This window comes from Gilvimarinus agarilyticus (assembly GCF_000832015.1).
GTDB classification, from domain to species: domain Bacteria; phylum Pseudomonadota; class Gammaproteobacteria; order Pseudomonadales; family Cellvibrionaceae; genus Gilvimarinus; species Gilvimarinus agarilyticus.
On the sequence record NZ_JXCJ01000001.1, the window covers coordinates 1960266 to 1972560 of the forward strand.

The 12295-nt window shown below is 54.7% G+C and carries 12 protein-coding genes; 10 read left to right on the forward strand and 2 right to left on the reverse strand.

The annotated features are described in order from the left end of the window. Positions 1–137: 137 nt before the first annotated feature. Entirely contained in the window at positions 138–1373 is a 1236-nt protein-coding gene (locus SD69_RS08315; protein WP_041522844.1) for an MHYT domain-containing protein, read from the forward strand. A 49-nt stretch (positions 1374–1422) separates the two neighbouring features. Here SD69_RS08315 and SD69_RS08320 read toward each other — a convergent pair whose 3' ends face one another. Then, positions 1423–2118, reverse strand: coding sequence for a type 1 glutamine amidotransferase (locus SD69_RS08320; RefSeq protein ID WP_041522845.1), 696 nt, complete (start codon positions 2116–2118; stop codon positions 1423–1425). A gap of 170 nt (positions 2119–2288) precedes the next feature. Between SD69_RS08320 and rhlB the strand changes: the two genes are divergently transcribed. From rhlB to SD69_RS08335, 3 genes are all read left to right on the forward strand, one after another. Then, positions 2289–3929 carry an ATP-dependent RNA helicase RhlB gene (gene rhlB / locus SD69_RS08325; RefSeq protein WP_232301169.1) on the forward strand — a complete coding sequence of 547 codons (1641 nt, stop codon included), beginning with the start codon at positions 2289–2291 and terminating at the stop codon, positions 3927–3929. 67 nt (positions 3930–3996) lie between these two features. Further along, entirely contained in the window at positions 3997–4830 is an 834-nt protein-coding gene (locus tag SD69_RS08330) for a DMT family transporter (RefSeq protein ID WP_269745018.1), read from the forward strand. Positions 4831–4902: 72 nt separating this feature from the next. After that, positions 4903–6285 (forward strand): AmpG family muropeptide MFS transporter, encoded by a 1383-nt coding sequence (locus SD69_RS08335; RefSeq protein WP_041522847.1) that lies wholly within the window; start codon positions 4903–4905, stop codon positions 6283–6285. Here the strand turns inward: SD69_RS08335 and SD69_RS08340 are convergent. Next, positions 6264–6593: an MGMT family protein gene (locus SD69_RS08340; protein ID WP_052480998.1), complete on the reverse strand. Its 330-nt coding sequence runs from the start codon at positions 6591–6593 to the stop codon at positions 6264–6266. The genes SD69_RS08335 and SD69_RS08340 overlap by 22 nt on opposite strands. A gap of 75 nt (positions 6594–6668) precedes the next feature. On the opposite strand from SD69_RS08340, the gene SD69_RS08345 reads away from it, so the two are divergent. The 6 genes from SD69_RS08345 to SD69_RS08370 all read left to right on the forward strand — a co-directional run bounded on the left by SD69_RS08345 (position 6669) and on the right by SD69_RS08370 (position 12224). Continuing rightward, positions 6669–7694 (forward strand): DUF481 domain-containing protein, encoded by a 1026-nt coding sequence (locus SD69_RS08345; RefSeq protein WP_157471638.1) that lies wholly within the window; start codon positions 6669–6671, stop codon positions 7692–7694. A 42-nt stretch (positions 7695–7736) separates the two neighbouring features. Further along, positions 7737–8207 carry an FxsA family protein gene (locus SD69_RS08350; protein ID WP_041522848.1) on the forward strand — a complete coding sequence of 157 codons (471 nt, stop codon included), beginning with the start codon at positions 7737–7739 and terminating at the stop codon, positions 8205–8207. A 254-nt stretch (positions 8208–8461) separates the two neighbouring features. Further along, positions 8462–8752 (forward strand): co-chaperone GroES, encoded by a 291-nt coding sequence (groES, locus tag SD69_RS08355; protein ID WP_041522849.1) that lies wholly within the window; start codon positions 8462–8464, stop codon positions 8750–8752. A 53-nt stretch (positions 8753–8805) separates the two neighbouring features. Next, positions 8806–10455: a chaperonin GroEL gene (groL, locus tag SD69_RS08360; RefSeq protein ID WP_041522850.1), complete on the forward strand. Its 1650-nt coding sequence runs from the start codon at positions 8806–8808 to the stop codon at positions 10453–10455. 196 nt (positions 10456–10651) lie between these two features. Beyond that, positions 10652–11233 carry a superoxide dismutase [Fe] gene (sodB, locus tag SD69_RS08365; RefSeq protein ID WP_041522851.1) on the forward strand — a complete coding sequence of 194 codons (582 nt, stop codon included), beginning with the start codon at positions 10652–10654 and terminating at the stop codon, positions 11231–11233. A gap of 205 nt (positions 11234–11438) precedes the next feature. Next, complete coding sequence (locus SD69_RS08370; protein ID WP_052481000.1) at positions 11439–12224, forward strand: hypothetical protein; 786 nt, start codon at positions 11439–11441, stop codon at positions 12222–12224. Positions 12225–12295 lie beyond the last annotated feature (71 nt).

Here is a 12295-nt window from a genome sequence, read left to right on the forward strand (position 1 = left end):
ACGCATCCGCGTTTTGGTGGTAGTGCGGAGTTTATTGGCCCTGTTTACATAAATTTACGTTGAGCGGTGATCTTTTATTCACTTTGGCGCGTAAAATTGCCAATCCTTCCCTCTGATCACCTTCTCGGTAGCATAATATGACAGGTAGTTACAATCTCGCTCTGGTGTTTGCCTCGTACTGTGTGGCTGTAATCGCCGCTTATACCGCCATCTACTTTGGCACTCGAATATTTACCATGCACGACGGTGCCGGCCGCAAGTTTTGGTTGGCTATGGGCGCTGTTTGCCTCGGCTCGGGCATCTGGTCCATGCATTTTGTGGGCATGAGCGCCTATACCATGCCTGCGGGCATGACCATGAGCTTTAGCGCACCCTTGACGGTTTTATCATGGATCCCGGCCGTACTCGCCTCGGCGCTGGCACTGTATGTGATTACACGCCCTCAGATAAGGGCGTTGAGCATTGCCGCCAGCGCGGTAATTATGGGGGCGGGCATTTGTGCTATGCACTACGGCGGCATGTACGCCATGCGCATGGATCCGCAAATTCAGTACGATACGCTAATCGTTGCTATCTCGGCGTTGATTGCGGTGGTGGCCTCGGGGGCGGCATTGGTTATCTGCCGCCAGGTACGTGTGGTGCCGGCTAAATATGTGGTGGTTGTAAAGATTGTGGCAGCGTTGGTGATGGGCGCCGCTATTTGCGGTATGCACTACACCGGGATGGCGGCCGCGACTTACCCAATGGGCTCTATGGCTGCACACGACAATACGCTGCAGGGGCAGTGGATGGGCATCCCCACGGCGATTGTCGCCAGCGTGGTGCTGCTGCTGGCCTTGATAGTTGCCTACCGCGACTTTAAACAAGCTGAGAGCGAGCGCCGCAGCGCGGCTCAGGCACACGACAAAGTGATCGAAAATGCCTTTGTGGATCAGGTGACCGGATTGGCAAATCGCACCCGCTTTGAACAGCTGTTGATTCAAAAAATGTCACAAACTGGCAGCCGTTTCAGCGTGCTGTATATCGACATGAGCGGTTACCGCGAATTGAGCGGCGCCGTCGGTGACGCGGCAGGGCAACAAATGGCCCAAGGGTTTGCCGCGGCCATTACCGATGTGGTGGGCCGCGAGGCTCAAGTGGCGCGCTACAGTAGTGCAGGCTTTATTGCGATTATGCCGCTGCTTAACAAGAGCGACTTGGCGAGTATCTGTACCCGTCTGGAGCGAGCTCTGGCGACAGTGAGCCACGCCGAAACCTACGGTCAGTGGCTGCTGGGTATAAGCCATTACCCCGACACGGCCAGTAATAGTCGGCTGCTGGTGCGCGAGGCACAAAAACTGCGCTATCGCTCGAAGGCCGCCAGCGCCGCCTAGTGTGGTTTGTGGCAGCCACGTGCGTTCTTTTTAGTGCGCGCGTTGTGAGTTACTTGCTATCGGCGGCGGCCATTATGTCAATTGCGCGCCGCATTAAGCGGTGGATGGTTGCAAATTGAGCCTCGGTGCCGGCGAGCTGCTCGGGTGTTTGTACGTATCGGCTGCCGTCGAGTTCGTCGGCGCAATGTGTTAGTAGCGCCCGGGCCGAATCGGCCGTCGTCTCCAGGTGAAACTGCAGCGCCAGTACCCGCCGGCCAATGGCAAACCCTTGTTGCTCGCAGGCTTCGCTGCGGGCTAACTGAACCGCCTCCTGGGGCAAGGTAAAGGTGTCTCCGTGCCAGTGAAAAACGGTGGGGTTATCATTAAACAGTGCTGCATACACCGAGTTACTGCTAATCCCCTGTAGTGGATGCCAGCCAATCTCTCTGTGTTCTCCCGGCACTACGCGGGCACCTAGCGCGCTGGCAATCAGTTGCGCTCCCAAACAAATCCCCAGTACTCGTTTGTTGCCAGCTATGGCAGCGGCAATGAGCTGTTGCTCGGGGGCAAGCCAGGGGAATTCAGTGATGTCACCGACATTCATGGGACCGCCCATCACCACGAGCCAGTCAAAGTCATCTGTTGTTGGCAGCGAGTCGCCACGAAACAGGTGGTGAGTGGTGACCTGATAGCGGCGCGCGCTAAACTCTTTGGCCATGCTGCCGGTGTCTTCAAACGGGACATGTTGTAGAACGCTGATACGCATAAACGAGCTCCTTGCCATAGGAGGCCAATCATAATCGCCCAGGCGCGAGATGAACACTCATATAAAGGCGTTTGAGGTGAGAGCCCCGGGTGCGTTAGCGGCACGAAAAGGGCTAATAGCCGCATAATCGTGTATACTCCGCCCACATTTTAATCAACAGGTGTTTTATTTTGATCGCAAAGCTGTTTAAGAAAATCGTCGGTGGCGACAGCACACCGAAACAGGCCGATAACACCCGCGAAGCAACGGCTGCGCCCCAGCAGGCCCGAAGCCAAAAGCCCAAACACGGCGCCCAGAGTGGCTCAAAAAACGGCTCCGGCAGTCGCCCTAAGCGCGACCCTAAATCGGCCCCTAAAAACCCTGATAAAACACCCACATCCTCCAAAGACCCGGCCTCTGCATCGGCTGGGGATAAACCCCGCAAAAGCGGCGCAGGCGGGAGCTCTTCACGTTCTAAAAATAAACGCCCCCCCAAGCAGCCTTGGGATATCTCACAGTTTGCTGTGCCTGAAGTAGAGGGCAAGGTCCGCTTTCACGATTTTAATCTCGACAATGATTTGATGCATGCCATTGCCGACTTAGGGTTTGAGTACTGCTCGCCTATTCAGGGGCAATCGCTGCCGTTTGCCCTTAAAGGTCGCGATGTGGTGGGCAAAGCCCAAACCGGTACCGGTAAAACCGCCGCCTTTTTAACCGCGATTATTGAAGATCTTATTAAGCACCCCCTCGAGGAGCAGCGCTACGCCGGAGAGGCGCGGGCGCTGGTGATTGCGCCAACCCGTGAGTTGGTGATGCAGATCGCCGACGATGCCGAGCAACTGTGCAAATACACCGACTTGCAGGTTCACACGTTAGTAGGCGGTATGGATTACGGCAAACAACAGCGCCGCTTAAACGATAGTTTGGTGGATATTTTGGTGGCTACGCCGGGGCGCTTGCTGGATTTTTGTCGCAACCAAGATGTGCATTTGGATCAGCTGGAAATCATGGTCATCGATGAAGCCGACCGTATGCTGGATATGGGGTTTATCCCGCAAGTTCGGCAAATTGTGCGGCAAACGCCACGCCGCGAAGAGCGCCAGACACTGTTCTTCTCGGCCACCTTTACCGATGAGGTGCACCGCTTGGTCGAGCAGTGGACGCACAACCCGGAAACGGTGGTGATCGAGCCCAAAAGTGTCGCCACCGACACCGTGACACAGCATGTATACCTGGCCAGTACCGATGAAAAATACACCTTACTGTACAACCTGATTCAAGAGGATTTGGTAGAGAGCATGATCGTGTTTGCCAATCGCCGGGACGAATGCCGCCGACTGGAAGACAAGCTCAAGCGTCACGGTATCAAGGTGGGGCTGTTGTCCGGTGAGATTGCGCAAAATAAGAGAGTGTCAACGTTAAACGCCTTTAAAGACGGCAACATTAAAGTGTTGGTGGCGACGGATGTCGCCGGACGCGGTATCCACATCGACGGCATCAGTCATGTGGTTAACTTTACGCTGCCGGAAGAGCCGGAAGACTACGTGCACCGTATCGGTCGCACCGGTCGCGCCGGCAACAGCGGCACCTCGATCAGCTTTGCCTGTGAAGACGATGCCTTTTTATTGGAGCCGATCCAACAATTGTTGGGCCGGGACCTTCGCTGTGAGCAACCGCCTGAAGCGTTGCTGGCCGAAACCCCGCCCATGGCGCCAGCGCCTCGGCGGAGCACTGGTGAGCGCTCGTCGCGCGAGGGTGGGCGAGGCAATAACCGCGGCTCGGGTCGCGGCGGAAATCGTGGTCCCCGAGGGGGTCACCGCTCATCGCGCTGATCTTGTAACCCTTATTTGATGGCGGGCTGCGCTCGCCCCCAGCCTTATGCATAGCGCTCGCTCGGCAATGTGGGTTTTACATCTAACGGTTGTGCTCATGGGCGCAACCGGCATTTTTGCGCGCGTCATTGATCTGCCTGCCTGGGAGATCACAGGATACCGAACGGCCATTGCCGCTCTGGTGTTGTTTGTGTGGGTGCAGTGGCGCGAGGGCAGCATTGCACTTGATGGCCTGCGTAATTACGCGCGAATGCTGCTGTTAGGCTTGCTGCTAGGGCTGCACTGGATTACCTACTTTCAGGCCATGCAGGTTTCCAGTGTGGCCATCGGTATGATTGCGCTGTTTGCCTACCCCGTTATGACGGTTTTTCTCGAGCCTTTCTTTACCCGCATCCGGCTTAATTGGCGCGACTTGGTGAGCGCGGTGTTGGTGCTGCTGGGTATTTACCTATTGGTGCCTGATTTTGATTTGGCCAACCGTGTTACCCAGGGGGTGATGTGGGGGCTGTTGTCGGCGCTGTTGTTTGCCTTGCGCAACATTTTGTTGGGGCATTGGTTTAGTGAAGTCAGTGCGGCTCGCTCGCTGGCTTATCAAACCGCTGTTACGGCCTTGATGATAGCGCCGGCATTATGGCTGGTTGGCGCGTTACCCCAGACGAGCGATGTTGGCTTGGTGCTGTTGCTGGGGGTAGTGTTTACCGCTATTGCCCATGCGCTGCTGGGCTACTCTCTGCGCTTTTTACGGCCCAAGACGGTTGGGCTGGTGTCGTGTATGCAGCCGGTCTATGGTGTGCTGTATGCACTGTTGCTGTTAGGCAGTGTGCCGAGTTTGGCCACCCTTGCGGGCGGCTTACTGGTATCTCTGGCGGCCTTTTACGAAACTTTGCAGGTGCGTCGATAGTTCTCTATAGGCGGTGCTGCGCTGGCGTCTAATTTCTGTTAACGTTGCGCATTTGAGCAACCGGCCCGGGCTATGCAAAAGACAGGTACCGCTGCAGCCCACCCCTGGCTCGCGGCACTGCAACAATATCGCGACATTCGCTTACTGTACGTCTTTTTACTGGGCTGCTCGTCTGGCTTTCCCTTCGTTTTAATTGGCTCTAACTTAACTGGCTGGCTCACCGATGCGGGCATCTCGCGTGCCGAGGTGGGACTGGTGGGAGCGGTTTTTGTCGTCTATGCCGTTAATTTCTTGTGGGCGCCTTTGCTCGACCGGGTAAAGCTGCCGTTTTTAACCCGCCGTTTGGGCTTGCGTCGCAGCTGGATCATCACCCTGCAGGGGCTTATGTTACTGCTCATTTTAGGGGTGGTGGGCACTCAGCCAGAGGTGAGCTTACTGTGGACCGGGGTATTGGCGCTGGGGATTGCGGTGTGCTCTTCGACACATGATATTGCCATCGACGCCTACCGGATTGAAATCATCGGTGAGGATGCTCCGCGCGTGCCCGCGGCGTCAGCCGTTAGTATCATCGGCTGGTGGACGGGCTATTCACTGCCGGGGTATCTGGCGTTTGCCAATGCCGATGCGGTGGGCTGGTCTGGGGTGTACCTCTGGATGGCCTTGGTAATGGCTTTGCTGATGGGCTTTACCCTGCTGGTGCGCGAGCCCGTCACTGATCGCGAACAACTACAGGCCGCGGCGCAATTGCGCTATGCCGGAGCGCTCCGTGCGGGCAGCAGCCAGCTCGATCGTTTGCTGGTGTGGCTAAGCGTTACCGTGGTCGAGCCCTTTGCCGACTTTTTTCGTCGCAACGGCTGGCGGCTGGCGTTGTCGATACTGCTGTTTGTATTTTTATTTAAGATTGGTGAGGCTTTTTTGGGGCGCATGTCCATCGTGTTTTATCGCGAAATTGGCTTCTCCAACGAGGATATTGCCCATTACTCCAAGCTTATCGGCTGGGGACTTACGGTGGCCTTTACCCTGCTTGGCAGTACCATCAATATTCGTTACGGCATTGTGCGCGGTTTGTTTATTGGTGGCGTGGCGATGGCGGCCAGCAATTTAATGTTTGCCTGGATTGCGGTTGTCGGGCCCAATGAACCCCTGTTTATGGCCGCCATTGTCGTCGATAACTTTTGTGCCGCTTTCTCGACCGTGGCGTTTGTGTCGTTGCTGACCTGGCTTACGGGGCGCGCGTTCTCGGGGGCGCAATACGCGTTATTGGCCTCTTTGGGTAACTTGGGGCGCACTACGCTGGCCTCGGGCAGCGGTGCGCTCGTCGATTGGCTGGGCGGTAACTGGGCGCTGTTCTTTGTATTAACAGCGCTGATGGTGATTCCGGGCCTTGTTTTACTGTTAGTGATAGGGCGGCAATTACAGCCGGCCGGAGAGACTCACTCGGCCAGCCAGCGGTAATGGGCAAGCCGGATGCGCTCTTGCTGAAACTCGACGCCTTCGGTTTCGAGCCGGGCGCGCTGGTGCTTGGCACTGTCGCCGCGCAATGACAGCTTGCCGGTGGCGGCGACAACCCGGTGCCAGGGCAGCTGGGTATCCTCGGGCAGGGCGCGCAGTCGGTTGCCGACCCAGCGAGCGGCCCCGGGTCGGCCGGCGAGCGTGGCAAGTTGCCCGTAGGTAACAACGCGCCCGGCCGGGATGCGCGCCAAAACTGTGTAAAGCGGGTCGGGCGGCGGGCAGTGGGGCTGAGGTGTTTGCACGGATCGCATATAAATCCTTTAAATAAAGCGAATAGCCGGTGCTCCGGCCTGTTTGTTTAGTGTAATGCGAGAGTGATTACGATTGTGAAAAAATTGGGACTCATTGTACTTTTATTATTTAAGGTCAGCGTGGCCCAGGCAGGGTTCGTCGAACTGTTCAATGGCGATCGGCTTGAGGGGGACTTTGTTAAGCTCGATGGCGAGTCGTTGGTGTGGGGCAGCAGTAATTTTGGCGAGGTGAAAATCGCCCGCTCCAAAATCAAAAACATCAGCACCACCATGCCAATGAAGTTAAGTGGCAGCGCTACCCCTTGCTTGATTGACGGCATGAAACAGGAGTACTTATTTTACTCCTGCGGAGGCGACCCGGATCAGCGCAGTGTTCCGTTGGCTTCGCTGGACATAATGCTGCCATTTGAAAGCCATATTGAGGGCGAATATATTTACCGGGGTAAATTTGGCCTGTCAGGTTTTTTTGCCGAAGGTAACGATGTCCGGCGCGATATTAAAATGAAAACTCAAATTGAATATCGCCGCAGCGAGTTTCGTCATCACGCTAATTTTGAGTACGCCAGTTATTCTTCCGACCGAGAGGCCCCCGATGAGCTCTGGCTGGGGCGCTATACGCTGGACTGGTTTTTTCGCGAACGTTGGTTCTGGACCAACGATGTATCCGTGGGGGCCGATGAGTCCCGCGGTGTGGAAGAGTACTACACGTTTGGTAGCGGTACTGGTTATCAGTTTTGGGAGAACTCCGATACCGCTTTGGCGCTGACGGCTGGGTTGACGTATTTGAATGAGCGGTACGAGATTCCCGAAGAGCCTGAGCCTGACTTTAGTGAGATAAACGAGCGTTTTGCCCTGCGGCTGGGAACTAACTTCCGCTATTTGTTGCCTTTTGGGGTGTCGTTTTTTCACGAGAATGAGATAACCCGGTCGCTGGAGGATAGCAGCGACTGGCGCCTGACCACCGGCACCGGAATCAGTACCCTGTTAGCCGGCGACCTGTACTCCGAAGTTAAAATCGATTACAACGTCGATAACGAACCACAGCAGGATAAACAGCGCGAAGATACCCGATTAATGCTTGGGGTAAGTTATGATTGGTAACCCCCCTAACCCTCGCGATACGGTTAAAACCGGAGAGCTTTAATGCCTATATTCTTTCTTCTATTTATTATTGTGCCATTGCTGGAGATCGCTCTGTTTATCCAGGTGGGTGATCTTATTGGCGTTATGCCCACCGTGGCATTGGTGATACTTACCGCGGTGTTTGGGGTGTTGCTGCTGCGCTGGCAGGGGCTTGCTACCCTTATGCGTGCCCGCAACAGGATGCAGCAGGGGCAAATGCCAGCGCAAGAAATGGTCGAGGGCATTATGCTGGCCTTTGCCGGCGCTATGTTGCTTACCCCTGGATTTTTTACCGATACCGTGGGCTTTTTGCTGTTGCTGCCGCCGTGTCGTAAAGCCCTGTTTGGTGCACTGGGGCGTCGCATAGTGGTGCAGGGCGCCCACATGAACTCGCAATCTGGGCCGCGCTCGCCGGGCCCCGGTGACGTCTATGACGGTGAGTTTAGGCGCACCGATGATTCCCAAAACGACCACTCTCTGCCTAAAAAGTGATCACCCTGGCGGGTTCCGAGCCGAATTCGCCTAAAACTTCCGCTTTTTTTGATTTTTTTCCTCCCCAGGCTATTGAAAACGCCAGTACGCATCCCCACCTTTTGAGCAAGTTCGCAAGCGTATGGCAACTGACCTACGCGGCAACCGAATTTTTGCCGGTTTCGGCAAAAATCCGGGGTAACCCGGGTTAGACATTGTCGTTTTGACCTTTTTGTTACTACGCATTTAAACCTGCTAGTTGGAGATAGAAGTCCATGAATATTCGTCCGTTACACGATCGCGTTGTGGTTCGCCGCAAGGAAGAAGAGCAAACGACCGCTGGTGGTATTGTTTTGCCAGGCTCCGCCAAAGAAAAGCCCAATCAGGGTGAAGTAGTGGCGGTGGGTAATGGCCGCGTGCTGGATAACGGTGACGTTCGTCCGGTTGACGTGAAAGTAGGTGACACTGTTGTATTCGGCAAATACGCCGGCAGCGACACCATCGAGATTGAAGGTGAAGAGTTGGTGATTTTGAGCGAAGGCGATATCAAAGCCGTTCTCGCGTAATCCCCGTCCCTTTTATTAGTGTTGTTGAACGATTTATTGCAAGGAATTGAATTATGTCTGCTAAAGAAGTGAAGTTTGGTGATAGCGCCCGTCAGCGTATGGCAAAAGGCGTTAACATTTTGGCCGATGCGGTAAAAGCGACTTTGGGGCCTAAGGGTCGCAACGTTGTGCTGGAAAAGTCTTTTGGTGCGCCTACCGTGACCAAAGACGGTGTTTCTGTGGCAAAAGAAATTAGCCTGGAAGACAAGTTTGAAAACATGGGCGCGCAAATGGTGAAAGAGGTTGCCTCTAAAGCCTCTGACGACGCCGGTGACGGCACCACCACCGCGACTGTATTGGCGCAATCGATTGTTAACGAAGGCCTGAAGTCAGTAGCGGCCGGCATGAACCCAATGGACCTGAAGCGCGGTATCGACAAAGCGGTAACCGCTGCGGTAGCTCACATTCAGTCGATTGCTCAGCCCTGTGACACCCCAAAAGCAATTGCTCAAGTGGGCACTATTTCGGCCAACAGTGATTCGCACATCGGTGACATCATTGCCGAAGCGATGGCTAAAGTCGGCAAAGAAGGTGTTATCACCGTTGAAGAGGGCACCAGCCTCGAGAACGAGCTGGACGTGGTTGAAGGTATGCAGTTTGACCGCGGTTACCTGTCGCCTTACTTCATTACCAATCAAGACAACATGATGGTTGAGCAGGACGCCCCTTACGTTCTGTTGGTCGACAAAAAAATCTCCAACATCCGTGAGTTGCTGCCAACTCTGGAAGCGGTAGCTAAATCCGGCAAGCCGTTAGTGATTATCGCCGAAGACGTAGAAGGCGAAGCGCTGGCCACCCTGGTGGTAAACAACATGCGCGGTATTGTGAAAGTGTCTGCGTGTAAGGCACCTGGCTTTGGCGATCGTCGCAAAGCTATGCTGCAAGACATCGCGGTACTGACCGGTGGTACCGTGATCAGTGAAGAAGTGGGCCTGGATCTGGAGAACGTTACTCTCGAGCACCTGGGTACCGCTAAGCGCGTCACCATGAGCAAAGAAAACACCACCATCGTTGATGGTGCGGGTAATGCTCAAGAGATCGAATCTCGCGTAGCGCAAATTCGCACTCAGATCGAAGAGACTTCATCTGACTACGACCGCGAAAAACTGCAAGAGCGCGTGGCCAAGTTGGCTGGCGGTGTTGCCGTGATCAAAGTTGGCGCTGCTACCGAAATGGAAATGAAAGAGAAGAAAGCCCGCGTAGAAGATGCGTTGCACGCAACCCGCGCGGCGGTAGAAGAGGGCGTTGTGCCTGGCGGTGGTACTGCTCTGTTGCGCGCCGTGGCTGCAATTTTGGATCTTAAAGGTGACAACGAAGAGCAAGACGCGGGTATCGCTATTGCCCGTCGCGCCATGGAAGCACCGCTGCGTCAGATCGTGACCAACGCCGGTGAAGAAGCCTCGGTTGTGGCCGACGTGGTACGCAAAGGCGAAGGTAACTTCGGCTTTAACGCCGCTACCGGTGTCTACGGCGATATGCTGGAGATGGGTATTTTGGACCCTGCTAAAGTAACCCGTACCGCACTGCAAGCGGCGGGCTCGGTTGCTGGCCTGATGATCACCACCGAAGCTATGGTAGCTGATAAGCCTGACGAAGGCGGCTCAGCTGGCGCCCCAGATATGGGCGGCATGGGTGGTATGGGTGGCATGGGCGGCATGATGTAAGCCCACTCCCGATAAAGGCACCTACCACGTAGGTGCCTTTATTTTATTAAGGGCCTATACTAATGGCCTTACAATTGCTTCACATCTAATAACATCGGCAGTCAGCCTCGTCGATGACAAATCTTACAAATTCCGGCTCGAGCCGGTGTAGTATTTTCACCGTGTAGCTTTTTTACCGTGTACTAAGGAGAACGTTATGGCTTTTGAATTACCAGAACTGCCCTACGCAAAAGATGCTCTGGCTCCGCATATCTCAGAAGAGACTTTAGACTTTCACTATGGTAAGCACCACAAAACCTACGTAGACAAGCTCAACGCTGCGGTACCTGGTACCGAGTTTGAAGGTAAAAGCTTGGAAGAAGTTGTTAAAACCTCTTCAGGTGGTGTATTTAACAACGCCGCACAAATTTGGAACCACACCTTTTACTGGCACTGCCTGAGCCCCAACGGTGGCGGCGCCGCTACCGGTGATGTAGCCGGCGCGATCGATGCCGCATTTGGCTCGTTCGACAAATTTAAAGAAGAGTTTACCGCGCAAGCCGTGGGTAACTTTGGTTCTGGCTGGACCTGGTTGGTGAAAAAAGCCGACGGTTCTGTGGCCATTGTTAACACCTCTAATGCCGAGACCCCACTGACTGACGACTCAGTAACCCCGTTGCTGACCGTTGATGTGTGGGAGCACGCTTACTACATCGATTACCGCAACGCGCGTCCTAAGTATATGGATGCGTTCTGGGCACTGGTTAACTGGGAGTTTGTTAACGCCAACTTTGCCTAAGTTGTTGTAAGATAGCGAATCTGCACGGTTGGGAATACATTATGTGATCTTACCGGGCAACAAAAAACGCCGGCAATGCCGGCGTTTTTTGTGCGCCGCCGGTTACTTCTTTTTTTTGGCCATAACTGTTATAACCGTTACCCAGTAACCGGCATGTTTGCTGTATACGCTGCCACGACCCATTGATTTGCTGTATAGGACTAATATGGAACGCAAAGAGCCCACTCTGGGGGGCGTTGTCCCCGACCGTGACGAACAGTTGCCCGATGATCAGCCGGCGCCACGAGCCTCTGCCAGCCGCCCTAAAACCTCCTCAAAGCCAACTCCGCCACCGCCGCCAGAGCCAAGCAGTGGCCCGGGCATGGTCGCTGTATTAGCTTTGATCGTGGCCGTTGCCGGTGTGGCCGGTAGTGGCTATTTAATGTGGCAATTAACGGAGTCGCAAAAGTCGCTTGCTGATGCCGAGCACCGCATTGCCGGGCTTGAAACCCGCCTTAATTTAAACTCCGATCAGTCCAGCCAAACGGTTGACGAAATTCAGGATAAGCTCGAGTGGGCTGACTCAGAAATTCGCAAGCTGTGGGGCGTATCACACGATACTAACCGTAAAAAAATTACCGCCAACGAAGACGCGTTAGCGACCTTAAAAAAGCAGGTTAGCAGCGCCGAAAAAAGTGCAACCAATGCCAGTGCCAGTGCCGCCAGCGTGAAAAAAGAGCTGCAGGCGCAGCTCGACAAGCTAACCGCGCAGCTGACTCAGGCAAATAAGACCTTGGCGAAACTTGAATCGACCCCCGACCGGGTCGAAAGCTTAAGCCTCGATGTGCAGCGAGTCTCGCAGCAGTTGCCAGGCATGCGCGATTTGGCGGGCCGGGTTAAAACCAACGAAGAGGCCATTGCCGCTATTGATGCCTACCGCCGCAATATCAACAACGATATTCTGCAGCTTAAGCGGCAAATCAGTAGTGCCAACGCGGGAGCGACACCTTAAAAGCAAGAGCCGGTCGGTTGATCTAGTGTCTACCGACCGCATATGACGGGCAAACCCGTCTGTATTGGTGT